The following is a 23,341-nucleotide window of genomic DNA, read 5'->3' on the forward strand; positions in this document are numbered from 1 at the left end:
TGAGCATGGATCTTTCGGGATGCCATCGCCATTGGCCGGCACGTGTTGTTTCCCCTTGAAAGAATTCCTTGCGCTCCGGCTGGGATGCCGGCGTGCGAAGAGACGGGCGGCTTCGGGAAGAGAGCCCAAGCGCCCTTGCGCATTCGGAGCCGGCAAGATTGGCGGCTCCGCTGGGGCGTTGGCTGTTTCCTCAGGCACGCCAATTGCTTGTTTCAGACCGAGAACAGCGCTTTCGAGCGCGTAAACAAGGAGAGGGAAATGAAAAATACTGTTCTGAAAAGCTTGCTCCTCGCATCCAGCCTTCTGGCAACGGGTGGCTTTGCTCATGCGGCCGACGTAACGCTGAACGTCGAAAGCTGGCGCAATGACGACCTGCAGATCTGGCAGCAGAAGATCATCCCGGCTTTCGAAGCCAAGAACCCGGGCATCAAGATCACTTTCTCGCCGACTGCACCGACCGAATATGACGCTGCAACCGACGCAAAGCTTGCTGCTGGTTCGGCAGGCGACATCATCACCTGCCGCCCGTTCGACAAGTCGCTCGGCCTTTTCAAGGCTGGCAACCTGACAAGCCTCAACGACCTGCCGGGTATGGAGAACTTCTCAGCTGTCGCCAAGGCCGCCTGGACCACCGACGATGGCAAGACGACCTTCTGCGTGCCGATGGCTTCGGTCATCCACGGCTTCATCTACAACAAGGACGCTTTCGACAAGCTCGGCATCAAGGTCCCGACGACCCGCGACGAGTTCTTCGCAGCGCTCGACAAGATCAAGGCTGACGGCACCTACATCCCGCTGGCCATGGGCACGAAGGATCTCTGGGAAGCCGCAACCATGGGCTACCAGAACATCGGCCCGAACTACTGGAAGGGCGAAGATGGCCGCAAGGCTCTGATCGACGGCAAGCAGAAGCTGACGGATGCCGATTGGGTCGCTCCCTACCAGGAACTCGCCAAGTGGAAGCCTTACCTCGGTGATGGCTTCGAGGCTCAGTCCTACTCTGACAGCCAGAACCTCTTCACGCTCGGCCGTGCCGCCATCTATCCGGCCGGTTCGTGGGAAATCGCGCTGTTCAACAGCCAGGCTCAGTTCAAGATGGGCGCATTCCCGCCGCCGGTCGCCAAAGCTGGTGACACCGCCTACATCTCCGACCATCCGGATATCGGCGTCGGCATGAACGCAAAGACCACGCATCCGGAAGAAGCCAAGAAGTTCCTCACCTGGGTTGCCTCGCCGGAATTCGCTGAAATCTACGCGAACTCGCTGCCGGGCTTCTTCAGCCTGAACTCCAAGGACGTGAAGATGGCCGATCCGCTCGCTCAGGAATTCGTTTCCTGGCGCAAGGATCACCAGTCGACGGTCCGCTCGACCTATCAGATCCTGTCGCGCGGCACGCCGAACCTTGAAAACGTAACGTGGACCGAATCCGCGAACGTCATCAATGGCACGGATACGCCGGATGCTGCTGCCAAGAAGCTGCAGGACGGTCTCGACAGCTGGTACAAGCCGGGCAAGTAAGCCTCAATGACAGAGGGCGGCGCGTTATCGTCGCCCTCTATCCTGTGTTCGTCACAGACATTCCGTCATGCGAACGAAGTCTTCGCATGAAAGAGTCTCCCGCTGCTGCACAAGCATTATCCGATTCCTGATGCGTCCAGACCATGTCGTGGGCAGGGATGGGGAGAGAACGAAGCCAAAGCGAGCCTGAACCAATGACCGATACGACATCGGCGAATGTTACTCCGATCAAGCGCCCGGTGCGGTGGCATATCGGCGTCTTTCTCCTGCCGGCCTTCCTCGTCTACACGGCGATCATGATCCTGCCGCTGATCGAAACGCTCAGGCTTTCCTTCTATAATGTCGTGGATGGTGCTCCGGCCTTCGTCGGCTTTGCCAACTACAAAGTGCTGTTCGGGGATCCGCGCTGGGGGCATGATTTCTGGAATGCCTTCCGCAACAACCTCATCTTCTTCGCCGTTCATATGTGCGTGCAGAACCCGATCGGAATTGCGCTGGCGGCGCTGCTGTCGACGCCGAAGCTGCGTTTCGTTTCGTTTTATCGCACCGCGATTTTCCTGCCCACGCTGCTGTCGTTCGTCATCGTCGGCTTCATCTGGAAGCTGATCCTTTCGCCGATCTGGGGCGTCGCGCCCGGCCTTATGAACATGGTGGGCCTGCGATCCCTGTTCGAGCCATGGCTCGGCAAGACCGATACCGCGCTGGTCACGGTGTCGCTGATTTCGAACTGGCAGTATATCGGCATTCCAATGATGCTGATTTACGCCGCGCTACTCAGCATTCCGGAAGAGGTGATCGAGGCTGCGGAATGTGACGGCATCACCGGATGGTCGCAGTTCTGGAAGATCAAGCTGCCACTGATCCTGCCGGCGATCGGCATCATTTCGATCCTGACTTTCGTCGGCAATTTCAACGCGTTCGACCTGATCTACACGGTCCAGGGTGCGCTTGCCGGCCCTGACGGAGCGACGGACATTCTCGGCACCTTCCTTTACCGCACCTTCTTCGGTTTCCAGCTGCAGATGGGGGACCGCTCGATGGGAGCGACTGTCGCGACGGTCATGTTCCTGATCATTCTCGCTGGCGTTTCGCTCTATCTTTTCACGATCCAACGGCGCATGCGCCGCTACCAATTCTGAGGAGTGCTGCCCATGTCGAAAGCACGCACATCCCCGTTCCGCACCGGCTTCGTGCATCTGGCGCTGCTGGCTTATACGCTGATCGCTCTCTTTCCCGTCTTTCTGACGATCGTGAATTCGTTCAAGGACCGCGGCGCCATCTTCCGTTCGCCGCTGTCGGTGCCCACGCCGTCGACTTTCAGTCTCATTGGCTACCAGACGGTGTTGGGGCAGGGTAATTTCGCTCTCTATTTCCAGAACAGCTTCGTCGTTACAATCGTCTCGATCTTTCTCGTGCTGCTCTTTGGAGCCATGGCGGCCTTCGCGCTCTCCGAATATCGCTTTCGCGGTAACACCTTGACTGGTCTCTACATGGCGATCGGCATCATGATCCCGATCCGTCTCGGCACGGTCGCTATCCTGCAAGGGATGGTCGCGGCGCATCTCGTCAATACACTGACGGCATTGATCCTCGTCTATACGGCTCAAGGGTTGCCGCTTGCGATCTTCATCCTGTCGGAGTTCATGCGCACCGTGTCGGACGATCTGAAGAATGCAGGCCGCATCGACGGGCTCTCGGAATATGCGATCTTCTTCCGCTTGGTGCTGCCGCTCGTTCGGCCAGCCATGGCAACCGTGGCCGTATTCACTATGATCCCGATCTGGAACGACCTCTGGTTCCCGTTGATCCTCGCGCCCTCGGAAGCCACCAAGACGGTAACGCTTGGGTCGCAGATCTTCATCGGCCAGTTCGTGACCAACTGGAACGCAGTGCTTGCGGCGCTGTCGCTAGCGATCCTGCCGATCCTCGTCCTCTATGTCATCTTCTCGCGGCAGCTTATCCGCGGCATCACATCGGGAGCCGTCAAATGAGTTCCTCTGACAAGCCAATCCGCGTTCTCGTCGCCGGTCTCGGCAATATGGGCCGCAGCCATGCGCTCGCCTATCACAACAATCCGGGCTTCGACATCGTCGGTCTCGTCAACCGCTCCAAGCCGAGGCTGGCGGAAGAGCTGAACGGCTACACGATCCATCCGGATTTCGAGACGGCGCTGAAGGAGTTGAAGCCCGATCTCTGCTCGATCTGCACCTATTCGGACAGCCATGCGGATTATGCCGTGATGGCTTTCGAGGCGGGTTGCGACGTGTTCATCGAGAAGCCGCTGGCAACGACCGTGGCCGATGCCGAGCGTGTCGTCGCCGCGGCGAAAAAGGCGGGGCGCAAGCTGGTGGTCGGCTACATCCTGCGGCACCATCCGTCCTGGGTGCGGCTGATCGCTGAAGCCCGCAAGCTGGGCGGCCCCTACGTCTTCCGCATGAACCTGAACCAGCAATCCAGCGGCCCGACCTGGGAGACGCACAAGGCGCTCCTGCAGACCACGCCGCCGATCGTGGATTGCGGTGTGCACTATGTCGACGTCATGTGCCAGATCACCGACGCCCGGGCGGTCGAGGTGCGTGGCATGGGGCTTCGCCTCTCGAACGAAATCGCGCCTGACATGTACAATTACGGCCATCTGCAGGTTCTCTATGAGGATGGCTCGGTCGGCTGGTATGAGGCTGCCTGGGGACCGATGATCTCGGAGACGGCCTTCTTCGTGAAGGACGTCATGTCGCCGAACGGTGCCGTTTCGATCGTCATGGACCCGAATGCAAAGTCCGATGATATCGATACACACACCAAGACATCGGTCATCCGACTGCACAATGCCGAGACCGGTCCCGATGGCAAGTTCATCCGTCCCGACCAGGATCTGAAGATGGATGGCGAGCCCGGCCATCAGGAGCTCTGCGACCTGGAGCAGGCCTATGTGCTGAAGGCCATCCGTAACGATATCGACCTGACGCGCCATATGGACGACGCCGTCCAATCGCTGCGCATCTGCCTTGCCGCGGACGAAAGCGTTCGCACTGGCAAGCCTGTTTACTTGTAAGGATCAGAGACTGTGGGATCGCTTCAACTGAAATCCATCCGCAAGGCCTATGGCAACCACGAGGTGCTCAAGGGCATCGACCTTGAGGTGAAGGATGGCGAGTTTGTCATTTTCGTCGGTCCTTCGGGCTGCGGAAAGTCGACCCTGCTGCGCAGCATCGCCGGGCTGGAGGACGTCACCTCAGGGGCAGTTGCCATCAATGGCAAGGACGTGACCCTTGCGCCGCCGGCCAAGCGCGGCATTGCCATGGTGTTCCAGTCCTACGCGCTCTATCCGCACCTGACCGTCAAGGACAATATGGGGCTTGGCCTGAAGCAGGCCGGTACCGCAAAGGACGAGATCGAGCGTCGGGTGGACAAGGCATCGGGCATGCTGTCGCTCGGGCCGTATCTTGCGCGCCGTCCGGCCGAGCTCTCCGGTGGCCAGCGCCAGCGCGTCGCGATCGGCCGCGCCATCGTCCGCGAGCCGGACCTCTTCCTGTTCGATGAGCCGCTGTCGAACCTCGACGCGGCGCTGCGCGTCCAGACGCGCCTTGAGATCGCCCGTCTGCACCGCAGCCTCAAGGCGACGATGATCTACGTCACCCACGACCAGGTCGAGGCGATGACGCTGGCCGACAAGATCGTGGTCCTGAACGCCGGTGCGATCGAGCAGATCGGCTCGCCGATGGAACTCTACAATCGTCCGGCCAATGTTTTCGTTGCCGGCTTCATCGGTTCACCGCAGATGAATTTCATTCCGGCTGAAAAGCTCGGCGACACCTCGGCCAAGACGATCGGTATTCGGCCCGAGCACATTACGCTCTCGCGCGATCAGGGAATGTGGTCCGCCAAGGTCGTCCATGTCGAACATCTGGGCGCCGACACGATCATCTACCTCGAATCGGAACATACCGGGCTTCTGACGGTACGTCTCTTCGGCGAGCACAAGTACGAGCCGGACGACGTGGTATACGCAACGCCGGACGGGAGTCACATGCATCGCTTCGATGTCAATGATCAGGCGATCAGGAACTGATCGTCACAACAGCCCCAAAGCAGAACTGCCCCGCCTTTTTGCGGGGCTTTTTTTGCCGCCGGCAAGCCTGGTCGCATCTCAATCCCACTCGACATCCCTGATATAGCGCGCCGGATTGCCAGCCCAGAGGGTGCCCGGCGGTATATCCTTGGTCACGACGGAGCCGGCGCCGATCACGCAGCCGTCGCCGATCGTCACGCCCGGCAGGATCGTCACCCGCGCGGCGATCCAGACGTGATTGCCGATGACGATCTTCTTCGGCCGCGGTTTGCTGCCCGTTATCCTGTGGTGATTCTGGTCGAGCATATAGAGCTGCGGGCCGATGACCACGTCATCGCCGATGGTCAGCTCGCCCGCAATGGAGATACGGGCCTCGTTGTTGATATAGCCGCTGCCGAGCTTTATCCGCGCGCCTTCGCCTACCCCGAAGATGCTGCCCGAATAGATCTGGAAGTCGCCCTTTACGGAGACTTCGGAAGCTTTGCGGATGAGGATGTTGGATTGCAGTGGGAGGGCGGTTCCCCACTGGATGCCGAACCAGAGATGGCCGGGGCCGGTTATTTTTCCATCGAGAATGGCGGTCGTCTTGCGGCCGAGCGTCAGGCCCTTGGGAGACGTCAGGCGTCTGAACAGTGATCTCATTATATATCCGTTATGGCTGAAAACCTTGAGGAAATGGAGCGGGCAAGCGGACAATCAAGCCGGGAAAATTGGCGGTATTGCGCTCTCCGCTATTCTTAATTCGATTTCACATGAAATAGTCTGGTCGTCCGGACGAATTCATGTGACTGTCATAGTCTGCCGCTAGGTTTGCTGCATCAACTCGAACGGAGAGCATCATGACGGACGCAGCCAATACCTATACCACCTGGCACACCGAACCGCAGGGCGACGCACGGATGGCGGAATCCCACAGCCGCTACTGGCGGCATTTCATCGAGACGATCCCTGAGCGGGATTTCGCGGCGAAAACCGTTCTCGACTTCGGTTGCAATCGCGGTGGCTTCCTCCAGCTTCTATACGGGATCCGGCCGTTTCGCCGCGGCGTCGGTATCGACATCGCATCGGAATCGGTTGCCGTTGCCGAAGCGAACAAGGGAAACCTGCCGGTTCAGTTTCATGTCACGACCGATCTCTCGCCATGGGCGGACAGTTTTGATGTCGCCTTCAGCTACGAGGTCGTCTATCTGCTGCCCGAGTTGCGCCGCCATGCCGAACAGATGTTTCAGGTGATGCGCAATGGCGGGGTCTACTATGCCGTCACGGGTTGCCATACGGAAAACCCGCTTTGGCCCAAATGGCGCGAACTGATCGGCGGAAACAGCAACGCTCCGGTGCAGGACTATTCGCCCGAAGATTATATCACTGCCTTCGTGGCTGCCGGCTTTGACGTATCGGTCAAGCGCTTCGGCTATGATGGCTTTGTGACCGCCTCGAAGGACCGCAAATATTATCCGAGCATCCTGGATGCGCTTGCCTATCCGGCTGAATATAAGCTGCTTTTCAGGCTCGAAAAACGCGTGTGAGTGGTTTGAATATGGTGGATCGCAAGAGCGGAAGCGCATTGTGGCATCAGATTGGGGAGGTTCTGGCGGCGGAGATTGCCGCCGGAACGCTTTCGCCCGGCGAGCAGCTGCCGACGGAGCCACAGCTGATGGAGCGTTTCGGCGTCAGCCGCTTCACTGTGCGTCAAGCGCTGGGACATCTGGAAACACGAGGACTGGTGCGCGCGGAGCAGGGGCGGGGAACCTTCGTCCACAAGGGCGCGCTGGACTATACGCTGTCGAGGAAGACGCGCTTCTCCAGAAACCTGATCGAGCAGGGGTTCGAGCCGGGCGGCGAGTTGCTGCTGCACGCGGTTATTCCTGCGCCGACTGAAGTGGCGTTTCGGCTGAGGATTGCGGAGGGCACGCCTGTCATTCACCGTCGCGGCGTCATGACGGCTGACGGGATGCCTGTCGAGCTGGGCAATACCTTCTATCCCGCTGACCGGTTTCCCGATTTCGAGCGGGTCAGGCGGGAAAATCCGACCATTTCCGCGTCACTCGCGGTCTACGGCATAACCGATTACGATCGTCAGTCGACTGAGATCGAAGCGCGGATGCCCGATGCGGAGGAGGCGCGGTTGCTACGGCAGCCGAAATCGTCCCCTGTTCTCGTCGTGCTCAAGGTCGATGCCGACAAGAATGGGCAGCCGATCGCCTATTCGGAAGGGCTGTGGGTGGCCGAGCGCGTCACGTTCAAGCTCGATTTCGGCTGATGCGGTCATGCTTGCCGCAGGCCAGCCTGGTTTATGGGGCGGAAAGCGGCGCGGATGACCTCCGCCATGCTCTCGACAGCGGGGTTGGAGTGATAGGCATTGCGGCGCAGGACGACGCGGGAGGAATCGATCGGCGGGAAACCGTCCTCGATTGTCAGCTCGCGGCAATCCGGCGGGATATTGCTGCGCGACAGCGGTGCGATGGCAAGCCCTGCGGTGACCGCGATCTTCAGGCCGCCGCTGGTGTCGCAGCTATAGGCGATGCGATAGGGCAGGCTGTGCTGTTCGAGCGAACGGATGGCAAACTCCGTGCACCAACTCGAACGGCCATAGACGGCGATCGGCATCGGGTTTCGCTCATGCAGGCGATGAACCGTGGAGGTGACCCAGACGGTCGGGTCGATGAAGAGCACTTCGCCGTGGACCTGTGCACTCCAGTCGAACACGACGGCCAGATCGAGGCGGTCGTTTTCCAATGCGTCCATCTGCTGGGCCGTGTAGCCGCACATAACTGTTACGTCGACTGAAGGGTGGCTTTCGGCGAAGACCCCAAGTGCGCGAGGCAGGATGGTATGACCGTACTCCTCCGGGATCCCGATGCGCACTAGGCCATCAAGCGGCCTGCGCCGCATGGCGGCTGTCGTCTCGTCCATCAGGTCGACGATGCGGCGGGCATAGGGCAGGAGCTGCTTGCCGCTTTCCGTCAGCGCGACACCGCGCGGGCCGCGTTCGAAAAGCGGCTTGCCGACGCTTTCCTCCAGCCGCTTGAGCTGCAGGCTGACGGCAGATTGGGTCCGCCCGACATCGGAGGCGGCGCGGGTCACGTTGCCGGCTTCCGCGACGATCAGGAAGACCCGCAGCAAGTCGCTTTCCAGGGGAACATGCATTTGTGCCGCCATGAGTTTTCTCAATGGCAGGCATTGTCACTATTCGTTTGTGCAATGTCAAAGCGTGGATGACGATTGTGCCTGCAAGGGAGATCGACCATGCTGATGCTGAGCAGCAAGACGATGAGAGTGGAGCGGAGGACATGGGCTGAGCGTTGGCGTCAGTGGTGGACGGAGCGCAGGGCGCTTGAGGACGCTTTGCTGAGTCGAAACAAATACCTGCTGGATGATGCCGGCATTTCGCATGAGGAGGCGCGTGACAGTCTTAGTCTTTGGGTCTCGTTGAAACGCCTGCTCCGGCCGCCGGACGGGGGTCTCTAGGCAATCGGGATTTTGCCGCTTGCCGGCGTCTCACTCGATCGCCGCCCTTTGCCGTAAAGCCAAGAGCGGCGTCACTTGTGAAAGAGATTGTGCGTTACGCCGCGAATGTCAGGAACTTTGCGCGTTCGGTCAGGATCTGGCGGCAGGCGCTGGCGACTTCGCGGCCCTTGAGTACGAAGTGCTCCTTGAAGAAGTTGATGTGCGCTTCGCTTTCCTGGAAATGATGCGGCGTCAGCACCGCCGACAAGATCGGAATGCCGGTGTCGAGCTGTACGCGCATCATCGCTTCAAGGACGGTATCGGCCACGAATTCGTGGCGGTAGATGCCGCCATCGACGACGAATGCGCTGGCGACGATCGCAGCATAGCGACCGCTGCGGGCAAGCAGCTGAGCGTGCAAGGGGATCTCAAGTGCGCCGGGCACGTCGAAAACGTCGACCGCTGCCGCGCCCTCGGTTTGCTGCCATTCCGATATGAAACCTTCGACGCTCTGATCGACGATTTCGGAATGCCAGCGAGCGCGGATGATCGCAATGCGGCTTTGCTGAGGGGAAACGGAGATTGTCATGGTTCTTTGCCTTTCAAGGGTTTTCAAAACTATCCCTTGGGCGAACAGGCTTGACCAACCGGCACCCTTCACGCGTGAAGGTGGCTGATCCTGCGTGCTCTCTTCCATCCGGACTATACCGTCGGCTCCGGCCTCTCACCGGATCTGCTGACCCTTCCACCCTTGTGGGCAAAAGGCGCTCGCGGGCTCCGGGCCTTTCTGTTCGAAAACATGAGGCCCGATACCGCCGGTGGGGAATTTCACCCCGCCCTGAGAACGAGCAGACTATAGACTTAAGCAAATCAGGAAATCAAAGCAAAAACGCCGGGCTGATACCCGGCGTTTGAGAACAGTGTGTCGGTCTTTTCCGACCAATCCGAAAAATCAATCCTGGAGGACCAGAAGATCGGATGCGGAGAAGCGCAGCGTGACCTTTTCGCCGACGGACGGCGGCAGCAGGCCGGGGCTGTTGAACATGTCGAAAGAGATCGTGTTGCCGGCAACGTTCATGCGCGTGCGGATAACGGAGCCGAGGAAGTGGGCCGAGGAGACTTCGCCGGTCAGTGCGGTGTCGCCCTTTGCAGATTCAGCGAGCGAGCCGGCTTCGGGACGCAGCGCGAGCGAAACCTTGTCGCCCGGCTTGAAGGCGGTGACGGACTGCTTGAGCGTGATGTCCTGATCGCCGATCTTGATGCGGTTGGCATCGGGGTCAACGACGCTGCCCTCGATCATGTTCAGCGTGCCGACGAACGATGCAACGAAGCGCGTTGCCGGCGTGTTGTAGATTTCGAAGGGCGTGCCGATCTGATCGGCGCGACCGGCATTCATGACGACGATGCGGTCGGAGATCGACAGGGCTTCTTCCTGGTCGTGCGTCACGAAGACAGTGGTGATACCGAGCTTCTGTTGGATGGCGCGGATTTCTTCGCGCAGCGAAACGCGGATCTTGGCGTCCAGCGCCGAGAGCGGTTCGTCGAGCAGGAGAACCTGCGGCTTGACGGCAAGCGCGCGGGCGAGCGCTACGCGCTGCTGCTGGCCGCCCGACATCTGGTAGGGGTAGCGACCGGCCAGATGGTCGAGCTTGATCAGGCCGAGCATTTCCTTGACGCGGCCGTCGATCTCGTTCTTCGGCGCGCCGGCGACCTTGAGGCCGAAGGCGACGTTGTCGTGCACGGTCATGTTCGGGAAGAGGGCATAGGCCTGGAAGACCATGCCGATATTGCGCTGGTTCGGCTTCAGCGGGCGCTGGTCCTTGCCGGCGATCGTCAGCGTGCCGGCGGTCGGCGTTTCGAAGCCGGCGATCATGCGCAGCACGGTGGTCTTGCCGCAGCCCGACGGTCCGAGGAAGGAGATGAACTCGCCCTTCTCAATGTGCATGTTGAAGTCATGCACGACCTGGGTTTCGCCGAAGGATTTCTTGATGTGGGTCAGTTCGAGAAAAGCCATGGTACAAAACCTTACGCTTTAGCCGGAGCGGCATTCGTGAAACGGGAAACGAGCTGCAGGAGGCCCATGCTGAGCCAGGTCACTGCGAGGGCGATGATAGCGAGCGCCGAAGGCTCATAGGCCCTGTTGGCGCCGACAAGCTGCATGTAGGGGCCGAATGCCGGGCGGTTGAGCAGTGCCGCCATGGTGAATTCGCCCATGACGATCGCCAGCGTGATGAAGGCGCCGGAAAGGACACCGCTCATCACATTCGGGAAGATGCACCGAAACAGGATCGTCGTCCACTTTGCGCCGAGGCTTTCAGCTGCTTCCGTCAGCGTGCCGACGTCAATGGTGCGCATCGCGGTGTCGACGGAGCGGTACATATAGGGAAGCGACAGAACGATGTAGGAGCAGACGAGCAGGATGTTCGTCGTCAGGTCGTAGCCCGTCAGCGGCAGGATCGAGGACGAGTTATAGAGGCGCAGATAACCGAAGACGATGACGATGGCCGGAATGACGAGCGGCAGCAGCGTGACGAATTCTACGATCGGACGGAGTTGCGGCAGACGCAGGCGAACCCAATATGCCGTGGGTACGACGAGCAGCATACCGAAGATGATGGTGAGCAACGCCATCAGCATCGAGAAGCCGAAGGCTGTGAGGAAGTGGAGATCCGAGAAGACCGATACGTAGGCATCGAAGCTATAGACGCCACGGCGCATGCGGAGCGAGAACTCCAGCGTGCCGATGAGCGGCACGAGGAAGTAGATGGCACCGATGGCGACAGCAAGCCATGCGAAGAATTTTTGCAACTTCATTTTTGCCACCGTTCAGCGCGCATGCGCATGACAATATAGACGATGTTGGAGACGCCTGTGATCACGATCATGCCAAGTGCCATCGCGTAGCCGAGGTTGGCGTTGTGCAGCACGTCACCGCGGATCTGGGCGTAGAGCTGGATCGGCACGATGTTCAGCGAGCTACCGGTTAGCGCAATGGCCGTCGCGATGGCGCCGAAGGAATTGGCGAAAAGGAGCAGAGTGGTGCCGAGCAGGCTCGGCCACAGGATCGGCAGTGCGACCATTGTCCAGTACTGCTTGTTCGTGGCGCCGAGGATCGAGGCGGCCTCGCGCCATTCCTTCTTCATACCATCCAGTGCCGGTGTGATGATCAGCACCATCAGCGGGATCTGGAAGTACATGTAGGTGATGGTCAGGCCGAAGAAGGTCAGAAGGTTGAAACCGGTCGCGTAGAGATTGAAGTGGAACAGGTTCATCAGGATGATGGTGATCAGACCCTGACGGCCGAGCGTGGCCACGAAGGAGAAGGCCAGCGGCACACCAGCGAAGTTCGAAGCGACACCGGAGAAAGTCAGAAACACGTGGCGAAGCCAGGTGGGCAGGCCACCCATGACGAGCGCCCAGGCGAGGTAGAAGCCGAGTAGCGCGCCGCCCAGAGCCGAGGCGACCGAAATCTTGATACTGATCAGGTAGGACGACATGATCGTATCGGTGAACAGACCTGCGATATTGTCGAAGGTAAAGGCGCCGTCAGGCGTCAGGAACGCGCCGGCAACCAGATAGATCGTGGGAAGAATGAGGAATAACAGCGCAAAGATGGTGAAGGGCGCAATGCCCAGCCAGTCGATGATCACCTTCTTGTTGAAGGTCGTCGCAGGTGCGGAAACCGCCGAAGTCGAAATGCTGCTCATGGAAAAGCCCAGCCATTCGTGCGTCTGAGTGAGGAAAGCTTCCCCGCCGTGTGACGGGGAAGCTTCTGGTCGCAGATTACTTTACGGCAGCGCCTACAACGCTGTCCCACTGCTTGCTGATGACAGAGGCGCCAGCGTTCTGTTCGTCGAGCGTCGGGAAGACAGCCTTTTCATAGGAAGCAGCCGGCGGCAGCTTGTCGAGAAGGTCCTGCGGGATCTTCTTGTTCTTGGCCAGATCGTTGAAGCGGATCGGGTGGCAATAGCCCTTCAGCCAGCCAACCTGACCTTCGTCCGAGTACAGGTATTCCATCCAGAGCTTGGCAGCGTTCGGATGCGGAGCGAAAGCGGAGATCGCCTGAACGTAGACGCCAGCGAGAACGCCCGATGCCGGAACGGTAACTTCGAGCGGCGGGTTGCCCTTCAGGCTGTCGCGCCATGCGAGAGCGTTGTAGTCCCATGCGACGACGATCGGGGTCGAGCCCTGAGCCATCGAAGCGGACTTGCCGATGACCGGAACGAAGTTGCCAGCCTTGTTGAGGGCAGCGAAGTACTTCAGGCCGGCTTCGCCGATCTTTGCGCCATCCTTCTCACCAGCAGCGAGACCGGCTGCGTAAACAGCCTGGGTAGCCTGGTTGGAAACGCGCGGGTCGCCAGCGAGAGCAACGGTGTTGGCATAGTCAGACTTCTGGAGGTCTGCCCAGTCCTTCGGCGGATTCTTGACGATATCCGTGTTCACGGCAAAGGTCAGAACGCCGTAGTAGTCGCCGTACCAGTAGCCTTCGCCATCCTTGGCGCTATCAGGAATGGAGTCCCAGGTGGAGACCTTGTAAGGCTGCAGGAGACCGTCCTTCTTGGCGGTCGGGCCAAAGGAGAGACCAACGTCGATGACGTCAGGAGCCTGCGGGCCGGTGTTGCCCTTGTTGGCCTTGATGGCTTCAACTTCATCGCCCGAACCAGCATCCGGGTTCAGTTCGTTGACGGAGATGCCGTACTTGGCCTTGAAGCCTTCGATCAGGTCGCCGTAGCCGCACCAGTCGTGCGGAAGAGCGATCGTGGTCAGCGTGCCTTCCTTCTTGGCGGCAGCGATGAGATCGTCGCTCGGAGCAGCAGCGGCAATCGCGGACGAAGCCACGACCATCGCGGTGGTGAGCGAAAGGAGGCGATGAATTTTCGAGATCACTGTTGTTCTCCTTTGGTGTCAGTGTCTGACGTTGCTGTTAAAGACCTTAGATGAAGCTTGTGTGACACTTTCATGTAAGGTTTTTTCCAGAAAAGCCGGAGGTTTTACTTATATAAGCGAATTGTGACATCAGGTTTTTACATGAGCTCGATCCGCAGATCGGTGTCATGCCTGTTCCCTTGTCCCCACTAGCCAAGTTTGCTGAAAAGCTTGGTCTGCTCGAACAGGCCTTCCAGTGTTTTCATGCGCTCGCTCGTCTCGTCCCAGGTTGAATTCTGGACAGCTTCGATCAGAGCTTCGACGATGAAAAGTGTGACAACCGATGAATCCCACGCTGAGGGCGCTTCGATTTGCACGCGAAACGTGTGTTTTGCGTATTTCGTCGCCGGGGTAGCCCATTGGTCGGTAAAAACGATGATTTCTGCGCCGCGTCGCTTCGCGGCGATCGCCAGGCTAACCATCTCCTGCTCGTAGCGCCTGATATCGAAGATTATCAGCACGTCTCCCGGGTTCATGTTCAAGACATATTGCGGCCAGGAGCTTGAATTGGACGAAAGCAGGGTTGTGTTCGGCCTGATAACCTGCATATGCGTGAAAAAATACTCGGCAAGCGCACCGGTAATACGTCCTCCTACAAAGTAGAGGCCGCGCTGCCGTTCCGACAGCAAGCTGGCGACACTATCGAAGGTTGCCGTATCGAGATTTGTTAGCGTTTGGCGCAGATTGCCCATGATGGCATCGGCAAAGCGGTTCAGGATATGGGTGCCCGGGGCATTCGAGGCCCAGCGGTCGTGCTTTGTCAGCGGGTTGGAAATGGTTGCTTCGACCTCCTGATGGAGGCGGGACTGAAATTCGGAATAGCCCTTGAAGCCGAGCTTCTGCACCATGCGTGCCACGGTCGGGGTAGAGACACGCGCGTTCTCGGCAACGGTCGTAATACTGCCCAGTCCGGAGACGGGATAGTTATCGAGCAGGCTATGGGCCAGCTGCTTTTCCGCGCGAGTCAGTGCCTCGAAACGGGCATGAATGACGTCCGAAACGGTCTTCGACGCATGGTCCACTCGATTTTTGCTCCCGGGACGGTCTTTGCCTGTCTCCATAAGGATTTAACAACGCGGGAATGTGACAAGTCAATGTCAAAAATGAAGAGAAAATTTCAGTTTCCGATTGACAGTGACAGAAAGCTGAAGAATTCTTTTCTTATAAGCTTTTTATTAAGATTTCGGCGGAACGGCTTCAATGCTTGCACAGCAAGGCATATTGACGGAAGCGGATGGGGATTGCGTCGCGGTCGAGAGGCCGCATGGCAAAGGTTCCTTCTTTATCATATGTGAGCATGCGTCCCGAAGGCTTCCCGAGCTCTTCGGTGATCTCGGACTGACGAGCGAAGCTTTGTCGAGCCACATCGCCTGGGATCCGGGTGCCCTTTCAGTGGCAAGGCATATCTCGGCAAATCTGGATAGCACCCTGGTTTATCAGCGCTTCTCGCGATTGATCTATGACTGCAACCGCCCGCCGGAATCTCCGGCGGCAATGCCGGAGACCAGCGAGATCTACGCCATACCCGGCAACAGGGATTTGAAGGATACCGAACGCCGCGAGCGGACCGAGGCACTTTATCTGCCTTTCCATGATCGCATTCGTGCGCTGCTGGCCGACCGGTCGGCGCGAGGGCAGGCGACGATGATCGTCACGATCCATAGCTTTACGCCTGTCTATCTGGGCAAATCCCGTGCCGTGGAACTTGGCATCCTACACGACGAGGACAGCCGCATGGCAGATCGCATGCTGTCGGCTGCAGCGAAAGCGCCGGTCTATCGCACCGAGCGAAACGAACCTTACGGGCCGAAGGACGGCGTCACCCATACGCTGAAACTGCATGGGATCGCCAACGGCCTGCATAACGTGATGATCGAGGTCCGCAACGACCTCATCGTAGACGAGGTCAGCCAAAGGGTCATGGCTGACTATCTGTCTGGGCTGATCCAGCAAAGTCTGGACGCCTGAAACCATAAAAAACGACCCGTGGGAGCAGTTCAACTGCGGTTATGTCGATCGGTAAATTCCGAGAGGCACTTGGCAACTGGGATCATCCGTAATTCCGCGGGTGATCGGCAAGAGGGGAATATCATGTCGGACTATACCGATCAGGATAAGAAGCAGGACGTGCAAGTCCTGCATTCCATGGGCTATGCCCAGGAACTAGAAAGACGCATGAGTTCGTTTTCGAACTTCGCAATCTCCTTCTCCATCATCTGCATTCTCTCCGGTGGTATCAATTCACTCGCGCAGGCAACATCAGGTGTCGGCGGTGCTGCTATCGGTATCGGTTGGCCGGTCGGCTGCATCATTTCGTTGTTCTTTGCGCTCGGCATGGCGCAGATTTCGTCGGCCTATCCTACGGCAGGCGGCCTTTACCACTGGAGTTCGATCCTTGGAACGCGCTTTACAGGCTGGCTGACGGCATGGCTAAACCTGCTCGGTCTCATCACCGTGCTTGGCGCAATCAACATCGGTACGGCTCTGTTCCTTGGCGGGACTTTTGGTGCCCAGCTCGGGATCGCTGATGCCAACGGCGTCGTTTCTCCGGGCATGCAGGTTGTGCTCGTCGTCATTTTCACGATCATTCAGGCGGCCATCAATCACTTCGGCATCGGGCTGACGGCGAAATTGACGGACTTTTCCGGCACTCTGATCCTCGTGACAGCCGCCGTGTTGACCGTAGCTTGCTTCTATTTCGCGCCGACTCATGATTTCTCGCGCCTATGGACGTTCACCAACTATTCCGGTGATGCAGGCGGCGCGGTTTGGCCTCAGTCCGACAGCATGTGGTACATTTTTGCGCTTGGCCTGCTGCTGCCGATCTATACGATCACCGGCTACGACGCCTCCGCGCATACATCCGAAGAAACCAAGAAGGCGGCGCTTTCCGTCCCGCGCTCGATGGTTTCGGCCGTTATCTGGTCGTCGCTGGCTGGCTGGGTCATGCTCTCGGCCTTCGTCATTGCCATTCCGGATATGGCTGCCGGCGCAAAGCAGGGCTGGAACGTGTTCTTCGCGACTATCAATGCCATCATGCCGGCATGGCTGGTGACTATTCTTTATGTCGCGATTTTCATTTCGCAGTTCCTGTGCGGCTTGGCGACTGTCACGTCGTGCTCGCGCATGATCTACGCCTTCTCGCGTGACGGGGGCGTTCCGGTCGGTTCCAAAATGCTTGCGAGCGTCAGCCCGAAATTCCGGACGCCGGTCGCAGCGATCTGGACGGGTGCCGTCCTCGAAAGCCTGTTCGTCTGGGGTGCACTTTTCATCTCCGTCGGTGAGGCAAGCCTCTACGTCACCGTGGTGAACGCGACACTGATCTTCCTGTTCCTCTCCTTCCTCTTCCCGATCGTGCTTGGCATCTTTGCCTACGGCACGAAGAAGTGGCCGGCTCCGGGACCTTGGAACCTCGGAGGCGGCGTCTACAAGGCCGTCGGCGTTCTCGCAACGCTCGGAATGATCCTGATCGTCTACATCGCCATCCAGCCGCCGAACGACAAGGTTTTCGGCGTAACGGTCGGCTTCATCATCCTCGCCGTCGTCATCTGGTTTGCCGTCGAGAACCGCCGCTTCCAGGGCCCGCCGATCGGCGACATGATCGCCAAGCGCAAGGCTGAGATTGCGGCGGCCGAGGCTGCAGTCGGTGAGACGACAGCAGTCACGGGGGCCGTTCCGGGCGAGTAAGTATCATCATCCGCTCCTAGCAGGGGGCCGCGTCGTGCGGCCCCTATCGGTGCAAGGCTTGGCCAGCGCTTCGGCGCCGGATATGCATTTGTCGTCCCGATTTTCCGACTTTGTTTTTTAGGTGGACCAATCATGACCAGCAGCTATACGTTCGACGACCTCAAAAAAGACGTTGCCGAAGGGCGCATCGACACCGTTCTCGCATGCCAGGTGGATATGCAGGGCCGGTTGATGGGCAAGCGCTTCCAGGCAGAATATTTCATCGAAAGCGCATGGAAAGAGACGCATAGCTGCAATTATCTGCAGGCGACCGACATCGAGATGGAGACGGTCTCCGGCTACAAGTCGACCAGCTGGGAAAAGGGCTATGGCGACTATACCATGAAGCCGGATCTTGGCACGCTTCGTCGGATACCCTGGCTCGAGGGTACGGCGCTGGTTCTCTGCGACGTGCTCGACCACCACACCTATGACGAGGTTGCGCATTCGCCGCGCGCCATCCTCAAGAAGCAGGTCAAACGCCTCGAAGCCATGGGGATGAAGGCCTTCATGGCGTCGGAGCTGGAATTCTTCCTGTTCAACCAGAGCTACGAGCAGGCGCAGAATTCGGGTTACCGCGACCTCAAGCTCGCGAGTGCCTACAACGAAGACTACCATATCTTCCAGACGACCAAGGAAGAGGACGTGATGCGGGCGATCCGCACCGGCCTGCAGGGTGCTGGCATTCCGGTCGAGAATTCCAAGGGCGAGGCCTCGGCAGGGCAGGAGGAAATCAACGTCCGCTATGCCGATGCACTGACCATGGCGGACCGCCATTCGATCATCAAGAACGGCTGCAAGGAGATTGCCTGGTCAAAGGGCAAGGCGATCACCTTCCTTGCCAAGTGGAGCTACACCGCTGCCGGCAGTTCCTCGCATATCCATCAGTCGCTTTGGAGCGCCGATGGCAAGACGCCGCTCTTCTTCGACGAGACGGCTGATCACCGCATGTCACCGCTGATGCGGCACTATGTGGCCGGTCTTTTGGCCCATGCCAGCGAGATCACCTATTTCCTGGCGCCCTACATCAATTCCTACAAGCGTTTCGTCGCCGGCACCTTTGCACCGACCAAGGCGATCTGGAGTACGGATAACCGCACCGCCGGCTACCGGCTCTGCGGCGGCGAGACCAAAGGTATCCGCATCGAATGCCGCGTCGGCGGCTCCGACCTCAATCCCTATCTCGCCTTCGCGGCCCTGATCGCGGCCGGCATCGATGGCATCGAAAATAAGCTGGAACTGGAGGCGCCCTATGTCGGCGACGCCTATGGCGCCCGTGACGTCCGCGAAATCCCGCGCACCCTGCGGTCTGCCGCCGTCGCCATGAACCAGTCAAAGATGCTGCGCGACGCCTTTGGCGACGAAGTGATTGATCACTACACGCGGGCGGCCGAATGGGAGCAAGAGGAATATGACCGCCGCATTACCGATTGGGAAGTAGCGAGAGGATTTGAAAGGGCGTAAGTATCGCAACAATTTCGCCGCCTTTTCCGCAAAAACGGAAGTAAGGTAGGTGACCAAATGCAGGGCTGATTCAGCCCTGCGCCAATCCATTCGTTTGCAGATAAAAGACAGGATTTGATCATGGCCATGATCCAATGCATATCGCCGGTCGACGGTTCGGTTTATGCCGAGCGGCCGGCGCTTTCGCTTGAGGCGGCAAAGGATGCCGTCGCGCGGGCGCGCAAGGCGCAGAAGGCTTGGGCGAAGCGTCCGCTCGAGGACCGTGTTCAGCTCGTTCTCAAGGGCGTGGCGCGCCTGAACGAGATGGCCGATGTCGTCGTGCCGGAACTTGCCTGGCAGATGGGTCGCCCGATCAAGTACGGCGGCGAATATCGAGGTTTCAACGAGCGTTCCAACTATGTCGCCTCGATCGCAGCAGATGCGCTTGCGCCGCTCGTCGTCGAGGACAGCGCGAGTTTCGAGCGCCGCATCGAGCGCGAGCCGCATGGCGTCGTCTTCGTGATTGCGCCGTGGAACTATCCCTACATGACGGCGATCAACACCGTTGCCCCGGCTTTGATGGCCGGCAATTCGATCATTCTCAAGCATGCCAGCCAGACGCTGCTGGTCGGCGAGCGGCTGGTGCAGGCTTTCGTCGAAGCCGGCGTTCCTGCCGATGTCTTCCAGAATGTCTTCCTCGACCACGAGACCTCGTCGGCGCTGATTGCCGCCGGCAGCTTCAACTTCATCAATTTCACGGGTTCGGTCGAAGGCGGGCGTTCCATCGAGCGCGCCGCGGCCGGCACCTTCACCGGACTTGGCTTGGAACTCGGCGGCAAGGATCCGGGCTACGTCATGGAGGACGCCGATCTCGACGCGGCCGTCGATACGCTGATGGATGGGGCCACCTATAATTCCGGCCAGTGCTGCTGCGGCATCGAGCGCATCTATGTCCATGAATCGCTCTTCGACTCCTTTGTCGAGAAATCGGTCGCCTGGGTGTCGAACTACAAGCTCGGCAATCCGCTCGATCCGGAAACCTCGCTCGGGCCGATGGCGCATAAGCGCTTCGCCAAGGTGGTTCGCGACCAGATCGCCGACGCCGTCTCGAAGGGCGCCAAAACGCTGGTCGATCCGAAGCTTTTCCCGGCCGATGATGGTGGCGCCTATCTCGCGCCGCAGATCCTGATCAATGTCGATCATTCCATTGCCTTCATGCGTGAAGAAACCTTCGGACCGGCCGTCGGCATCATGAAGGTCAAGAGCGATGCGGAAGCGCTTGAGTTGATGAACGACAGCCCCTACGGCCTGACGGCATCGCTCTGGACACAAGATCCGGAGCGGGCAGGTCGCCTCGGCCGCGAGATCGAAACCGGCACCGTCTTCATGAATCGCGCCGATTATCTCGATCCCGCGCTTTGCTGGACCGGCGTCAAGGAAACCGGCCGCGGCGGCTCGCTTTCCGTTCTCGGCTTCCACAATCTCACGCGCCCGAAATCCTACCACCTGAAGAAAGTCACAGCATGAGCATCAATATTTCAGCCAATTGGAGTTATCCGACAGCTGTCAAGCTCGGTCGCGGCCGCATCAAGGAACTGGCCGACGCAGCCAAGAGCCTCGGCATGAAGAAGCCGCTGCTGATCACCGACCGGGGTCTGGCCTCGATGGCGATCACCAAGACGGCGCTCGACATTCTGGAAGAGGCTGGCCTCGGCCGCGCCATCTTCGCAGATGTCGATCCGAACCCGAACGAGAAGAACCTCGAAGCCGGCATCAAGGCCTTTAGGGATGGCGGCCATGACGGCGTCGTCGCCTTCGGCGGTGGCTCCGGTCTCGATCTTGGCAAATGCGTCGCCTTCATGGCCGGGCAGACGCGTCCCGTCTGGGATTTCGAGGATATTGGCGACTGGTGGACGCGTGCCAACGTCGAGGGCATCGCGCCGATCGTCGCCGTTCCGACGACGGCGGGCACCGGCTCGGAAGTCGGCCGCGCCAGCGTCATCACCAATTCGGTGACGCATGTGAAGAAGATCATCTTCCATCCGAAGTTCTTGCCTGGCGTCGTCATCGCCGATCCGGAGCTGACCGTCGGCATGCCGAAGCTGATCACGGCAGGCACGGGCATGGATGCCTTCGCGCATTGCCTGGAAGCCTATTCCTCGCCTTTCTATCATCCGATGTCGGCCGGCATCGCGCTGGAAGGCATGCGCCTGGTCAAGGAATACCTGCCGCGCGCCTATAAGGAAGGCACCGACCTCGAAGCCCGCGCCAACATGATGTCGGCCGCTGCCATGGGTGCCGTCGCCTTCCAGAAGGGCCTCGGCGCCATTCACGCGCTGTCGCACCCGATCGGCGCCGTCTACAACACGCATCACGGCATGACCAATGCCGTCGTCATGCCGGCCGTGCTGCGCTTCAACCGCAAGGCTATCGAAGAGAAGATCGGTCGCGCTGCGGCCTATCTCGGCATTTCGGGTGGCTTCGACGGCTTCTACGATTATGTGCTGAAGCTGCGCGCCGAACTCGGCGTTCCCGATACGCTGACCGCGATGGGCATTGCGCCTGATCGCATCGACGAGCTTTCGGCCATGGCAATCGAGGATCCGAGCGCCGGCGGCAATCCGGTGCCGATGACGCTCGAAAACACCAAGGCGCTCTTTAGGGATTGCTTCTGATCAGCGATATCAGGAATTCCGCGGCGGTGGTTCGTCGCGGAATTCGATACTGGTGACATCCCAGAAGCCGGAGGAGATCAGCATGACCGGACTGGTCGTCATTTCCGGCTGCTCCGGCGGCGGCAAGTCAACCTTATTGGCTGAGCTTGCCGATCGTGGTTTTGCTGTCGTGGAAGAGCCGGGCAGGCGGATCGTCAAGCAGGAACTGGAAGGAAGCGGCGCGGCCTTGCCTTGGGTCGATATGGTCGCCTTCGCTCGGTGCGCAATGGAGATGGGGCGATCCGACGTAGCCGCTGCACGGGCGAACGCCGGCTGGATATTCTTTGATCGCGGCATGATCGATGCTGCCGCTGCGCTGCAATATATTACGGGCCAATCCATACCGGACGAGCTGAAAGCCGGTGGCTTTTACTACGGCCAAGTCTTCCTGACGCCGCCTTGGCCCGAAATCTATGTGACTGATTCCGAGCGTCTTCACGGCTTCGATGAGGCGGTAGCGGAGTATGACCGGCTTGCGGCCGTTTATCCCTCGCTGGGGTACGAGGTGATCGTGCTGCCAAAGGTTAACATTCAGCAGCGAGCAGATTTCATTCTGGATGCTCTAAAAGCCGGATTTTCCGAATGAATCTTGCGGTTGTGGCGACTCTTCCCGTTCACCCCTAGAAATACAGTGTGAAACTCGCCTCGTTCGTTATCTTTTTGTTAACCATGATCGGAAAGGATGCATTAACCGCACGATGCTCCCGACGGTGCGGAAAAGAGCGATGCTAGCGCTCGCAATCCCCCTCAAGGATCAGACATGCCAGTCATCACATTTGCAAATACCAAAGGCGGCGCAGGCAAGACGACGGCTGTGCTGCTGCTCTCCACGGAACTGGCGCGGCGCGGCTATCGCGTCACCATCCTGGATGCTGATCCGCAGCATTGGATCTCGCACTGGAAGGAAATCTCCGGCCCGATCCCGAACGTTTCCGTCATCGATTTCGTGACGAGCACATCGCTGCCGTTGCATCTGCGGGAGAGCAAGGACAGCACCGATTTCTTCATCGTCGACCTGCCCGGCGCGCGCAATCCGCTGCTGGCAACCGCGATTGGCCTTTCCGATCACGTGCTGATCCCGATCCAGGGCTGTGCCATGGATGCTCGCGGCGGCGCGCAGGTTCTGGAACTGCTGCAATATCTGGAGAGCAAGGCGGGGATCAGCATCCCTCATTCGGTCGTGCTGACCCGCGTCAACTCCATGGTCACGACCCGCGCCCTGCAGACGGTCAAGGCGCTGCTCAACCAGCGTCAGGTGCCTGTGCTCGAAACGCCAATCATCGAGCGTTCGGCCTTCCGCGATATCTTCGACTGTGGCGGCACGCTGCACACAATGGATCCTTTCAGGGTGAGCAACCTCGAAAAGGCGCAGGAGAATGCGGCCGCATTCGCCGACGAGATGCTGAACAAGCTGCCGGTTCGACTGACGGCTTCGGCATTGATCGCTGCCCAGCGCCTGCGCGACGCTGCCTGATCTTCAAACGGTAAAAGCAAATCA

Annotated in this window: 23 protein-coding genes and 1 riboswitch; of the genes, 15 read left to right on the top strand and 8 right to left on the bottom strand. The window is 59.3% G+C overall.

Annotated features, from left to right (window positions below; translation table 11 throughout):
• Positions 1-258 precede the first annotated feature (258 nt).
• The 5 genes from EV561_RS08150 (at position 259) to EV561_RS08170 (ending at position 5,587) form a co-directional block, all read left to right on the top strand.
• Positions 259-1,518: an ABC transporter substrate-binding protein gene (locus EV561_RS08150; protein WP_132519704.1), complete on the top strand. Its 1,260-nt coding sequence runs from the start codon at positions 259-261 to the stop codon at positions 1,516-1,518.
• Between the two features lie 194 nt (positions 1,519-1,712).
• On the top strand, positions 1,713-2,657 hold the full coding sequence (locus tag EV561_RS08155) for a sugar ABC transporter permease (RefSeq protein ID WP_132519707.1): 945 nt from the start codon (positions 1,713-1,715) through the stop codon (positions 2,655-2,657).
• A 12-nt stretch (positions 2,658-2,669) separates the two neighbouring features.
• Positions 2,670-3,509 (top strand): carbohydrate ABC transporter permease, encoded by an 840-nt coding sequence (locus EV561_RS08160; RefSeq protein ID WP_132519710.1) that lies wholly within the window; start codon positions 2,670-2,672, stop codon positions 3,507-3,509.
• The gene (locus EV561_RS08165; protein WP_132519713.1) at positions 3,506-4,570 is read left to right on the top strand and encodes a Gfo/Idh/MocA family oxidoreductase; all 1,065 of its coding nucleotides are present in this window, start codon (positions 3,506-3,508) and stop codon (positions 4,568-4,570) included. Before EV561_RS08160 ends, EV561_RS08165 begins: the two co-directional genes overlap by 4 nt.
• Positions 4,571-4,582: 12 nt before the next feature.
• Positions 4,583-5,587: an ATP-binding cassette domain-containing protein gene (locus EV561_RS08170; RefSeq protein WP_132519716.1), complete on the top strand. Its 1,005-nt coding sequence runs from the start codon at positions 4,583-4,585 to the stop codon at positions 5,585-5,587.
• 78 nt (positions 5,588-5,665) lie between these two features.
• On the opposite strand, the gene EV561_RS08175 is transcribed toward EV561_RS08170, so the two are convergent.
• On the bottom strand, positions 5,666-6,229 hold the full coding sequence (locus tag EV561_RS08175; RefSeq protein ID WP_132519719.1) for an acyltransferase: 564 nt from the start codon (positions 6,227-6,229) through the stop codon (positions 5,666-5,668).
• A 197-nt stretch (positions 6,230-6,426) separates the two neighbouring features.
• Here EV561_RS08175 and EV561_RS08180 point away from each other — a divergent pair, with 197 nt between their 5' ends.
• On the top strand, positions 6,427-7,113 hold the full coding sequence (locus EV561_RS08180) for a class I SAM-dependent methyltransferase (protein WP_132519722.1): 687 nt from the start codon (positions 6,427-6,429) through the stop codon (positions 7,111-7,113).
• Complete coding sequence (gene phnF / locus EV561_RS08185) at positions 7,110-7,847, top strand: phosphonate metabolism transcriptional regulator PhnF (RefSeq protein ID WP_245512618.1); 738 nt, start codon at positions 7,110-7,112, stop codon at positions 7,845-7,847. The genes EV561_RS08180 and phnF overlap by 4 nt, the downstream gene beginning before the upstream one ends.
• A 5-nt stretch (positions 7,848-7,852) precedes the next feature.
• Here phnF and EV561_RS08190 read toward each other — a convergent pair whose 3' ends face one another.
• Positions 7,853-8,746 carry a LysR substrate-binding domain-containing protein gene (locus EV561_RS08190; protein WP_245512619.1) on the bottom strand — a complete coding sequence of 298 codons (894 nt, stop codon included), beginning with the start codon at positions 8,744-8,746 and terminating at the stop codon, positions 7,853-7,855.
• Positions 8,747-8,833: 87 nt separating this feature from the next.
• On the opposite strand from EV561_RS08190, the gene EV561_RS08195 reads away from it, so the two are divergent.
• Entirely contained in the window at positions 8,834-9,055 is a 222-nt protein-coding gene (locus tag EV561_RS08195; RefSeq protein WP_132519725.1) for a hypothetical protein, read from the top strand.
• 94 nt (positions 9,056-9,149) lie between these two features.
• Here the strand turns inward: EV561_RS08195 and EV561_RS08200 are convergent, their stop codons facing one another.
• The 6 genes from EV561_RS08200 to EV561_RS08225 all read right to left on the bottom strand — a co-directional run bounded on the left by EV561_RS08200 (position 9,150) and on the right by EV561_RS08225 (position 14,982).
• Positions 9,150-9,623, bottom strand: a complete 474-nt coding sequence (locus EV561_RS08200; protein WP_132519728.1) for a 6,7-dimethyl-8-ribityllumazine synthase — start codon at positions 9,621-9,623, stop codon at positions 9,150-9,152.
• A gap of 92 nt (positions 9,624-9,715) precedes the next feature.
• Positions 9,716-9,884, bottom strand: a riboswitch (FMN riboswitch).
• Positions 9,885-9,986: 102 nt separating this feature from the next.
• A complete protein-coding gene (locus EV561_RS08205) occupies positions 9,987-11,048 on the bottom strand; it encodes an ABC transporter ATP-binding protein (protein ID WP_132519731.1) in 1,062 nt (353 codons plus the stop codon).
• A gap of 11 nt (positions 11,049-11,059) precedes the next feature.
• Positions 11,060-11,848: an ABC transporter permease gene (locus tag EV561_RS08210; protein ID WP_132519734.1), complete on the bottom strand. Its 789-nt coding sequence runs from the start codon at positions 11,846-11,848 to the stop codon at positions 11,060-11,062.
• Positions 11,845-12,741, bottom strand: coding sequence for an ABC transporter permease subunit (locus EV561_RS08215; RefSeq protein ID WP_132519737.1), 897 nt, complete (start codon positions 12,739-12,741; stop codon positions 11,845-11,847). The genes EV561_RS08210 and EV561_RS08215 overlap by 4 nt, the downstream gene beginning before the upstream one ends.
• A gap of 76 nt (positions 12,742-12,817) precedes the next feature.
• Positions 12,818-13,921, bottom strand: coding sequence for an ABC transporter substrate-binding protein (locus EV561_RS08220; protein ID WP_132519740.1), 1,104 nt, complete (start codon positions 13,919-13,921; stop codon positions 12,818-12,820).
• Between the two features lie 188 nt (positions 13,922-14,109).
• Positions 14,110-14,982, bottom strand: a complete 873-nt coding sequence (locus EV561_RS08225) for a MurR/RpiR family transcriptional regulator (RefSeq protein WP_132519743.1) — start codon at positions 14,980-14,982, stop codon at positions 14,110-14,112.
• Between the two features lie 178 nt (positions 14,983-15,160).
• Between EV561_RS08225 and EV561_RS08230 the strand changes: the two genes are divergently transcribed.
• The 7 genes from EV561_RS08230 to EV561_RS08260 all read left to right on the top strand — a co-directional run bounded on the left by EV561_RS08230 (position 15,161) and on the right by EV561_RS08260 (position 23,317).
• Complete coding sequence (locus EV561_RS08230; protein ID WP_132519746.1) at positions 15,161-15,928, top strand: N-formylglutamate amidohydrolase; 768 nt, start codon at positions 15,161-15,163, stop codon at positions 15,926-15,928.
• A gap of 123 nt (positions 15,929-16,051) precedes the next feature.
• Entirely contained in the window at positions 16,052-17,647 is a 1,596-nt protein-coding gene (locus EV561_RS08235) for an amino acid permease (RefSeq protein WP_132519749.1), read from the top strand.
• A 132-nt stretch (positions 17,648-17,779) separates the two neighbouring features.
• Complete coding sequence (locus EV561_RS08240; RefSeq protein WP_132519752.1) at positions 17,780-19,150, top strand: glutamine synthetase family protein; 1,371 nt, start codon at positions 17,780-17,782, stop codon at positions 19,148-19,150.
• A gap of 120 nt (positions 19,151-19,270) precedes the next feature.
• Positions 19,271-20,656: an aldehyde dehydrogenase family protein gene (locus EV561_RS08245; RefSeq protein WP_132519755.1), complete on the top strand. Its 1,386-nt coding sequence runs from the start codon at positions 19,271-19,273 to the stop codon at positions 20,654-20,656.
• On the top strand, positions 20,653-21,804 hold the full coding sequence (locus EV561_RS08250; RefSeq protein WP_132519758.1) for an iron-containing alcohol dehydrogenase: 1,152 nt from the start codon (positions 20,653-20,655) through the stop codon (positions 21,802-21,804). The genes EV561_RS08245 and EV561_RS08250 overlap by 4 nt, the downstream gene beginning before the upstream one ends.
• A gap of 82 nt (positions 21,805-21,886) precedes the next feature.
• Complete coding sequence (locus EV561_RS08255; protein WP_132519761.1) at positions 21,887-22,429, top strand: AAA family ATPase; 543 nt, start codon at positions 21,887-21,889, stop codon at positions 22,427-22,429.
• 174 nt (positions 22,430-22,603) lie between these two features.
• Positions 22,604-23,317 (top strand): ParA family protein, encoded by a 714-nt coding sequence (locus EV561_RS08260; protein WP_132519764.1) that lies wholly within the window; start codon positions 22,604-22,606, stop codon positions 23,315-23,317.
• Positions 23,318-23,341: the final 24 nt, after the last annotated feature.

The organism is Rhizobium sp. BK376, from assembly GCF_004341625.1.
Lineage (GTDB): Bacteria > Pseudomonadota > Alphaproteobacteria > Rhizobiales > Rhizobiaceae > Rhizobium.

What these genes read in the sequence shown, in the direction of transcription:
- EV561_RS08150 (WP_132519704.1), top strand. Translation starts at nt 259, where the DNA reads ATGAAAAATACTGTTCTGAAAAGCTTGCTCCTCGCATCCAGCCTTCTG.
- EV561_RS08155 (WP_132519707.1), top strand. Translation starts at nt 1,713, where the DNA reads ATGACCGATACGACATCGGCGAATGTTACTCCGATCAAGCGCCCGGTG.
- EV561_RS08160 (WP_132519710.1), top strand. Translation starts at nt 2,670, where the DNA reads ATGTCGAAAGCACGCACATCCCCGTTCCGCACCGGCTTCGTGCATCTG.
- EV561_RS08165 (WP_132519713.1), top strand. Translation starts at nt 3,506, where the DNA reads ATGAGTTCCTCTGACAAGCCAATCCGCGTTCTCGTCGCCGGTCTCGGC.
- EV561_RS08175 (WP_132519719.1), bottom strand. Translation starts at nt 6,229, where the DNA reads ATGAGATCACTGTTCAGACGCCTGACGTCTCCCAAGGGCCTGACGCTC.
- EV561_RS08180 (WP_132519722.1), top strand. Translation starts at nt 6,427, where the DNA reads ATGACGGACGCAGCCAATACCTATACCACCTGGCACACCGAACCGCAG.
- EV561_RS08190 (WP_245512619.1), bottom strand. Translation starts at nt 8,746, where the DNA reads ATGGCGGCACAAATGCATGTTCCCCTGGAAAGCGACTTGCTGCGGGTC.
- EV561_RS08195 (WP_132519725.1), top strand. Translation starts at nt 8,834, where the DNA reads ATGCTGATGCTGAGCAGCAAGACGATGAGAGTGGAGCGGAGGACATGG.
- EV561_RS08200 (WP_132519728.1), bottom strand. Translation starts at nt 9,623, where the DNA reads ATGACAATCTCCGTTTCCCCTCAGCAAAGCCGCATTGCGATCATCCGC.
- EV561_RS08205 (WP_132519731.1), bottom strand. Translation starts at nt 11,048, where the DNA reads ATGGCTTTTCTCGAACTGACCCACATCAAGAAATCCTTCGGCGAAACC.
- EV561_RS08210 (WP_132519734.1), bottom strand. Translation starts at nt 11,848, where the DNA reads ATGAAGTTGCAAAAATTCTTCGCATGGCTTGCTGTCGCCATCGGTGCC.
- EV561_RS08215 (WP_132519737.1), bottom strand. Translation starts at nt 12,741, where the DNA reads ATGAGCAGCATTTCGACTTCGGCGGTTTCCGCACCTGCGACGACCTTC.
- EV561_RS08230 (WP_132519746.1), top strand. Translation starts at nt 15,161, where the DNA reads ATGCTTGCACAGCAAGGCATATTGACGGAAGCGGATGGGGATTGCGTC.
- EV561_RS08235 (WP_132519749.1), top strand. Translation starts at nt 16,052, where the DNA reads ATGTCGGACTATACCGATCAGGATAAGAAGCAGGACGTGCAAGTCCTG.
- EV561_RS08240 (WP_132519752.1), top strand. Translation starts at nt 17,780, where the DNA reads ATGACCAGCAGCTATACGTTCGACGACCTCAAAAAAGACGTTGCCGAA.
- EV561_RS08245 (WP_132519755.1), top strand. Translation starts at nt 19,271, where the DNA reads ATGGCCATGATCCAATGCATATCGCCGGTCGACGGTTCGGTTTATGCC.
- EV561_RS08250 (WP_132519758.1), top strand. Translation starts at nt 20,653, where the DNA reads ATGAGCATCAATATTTCAGCCAATTGGAGTTATCCGACAGCTGTCAAG.
- EV561_RS08255 (WP_132519761.1), top strand. Translation starts at nt 21,887, where the DNA reads ATGACCGGACTGGTCGTCATTTCCGGCTGCTCCGGCGGCGGCAAGTCA.
- EV561_RS08260 (WP_132519764.1), top strand. Translation starts at nt 22,604, where the DNA reads ATGCCAGTCATCACATTTGCAAATACCAAAGGCGGCGCAGGCAAGACG.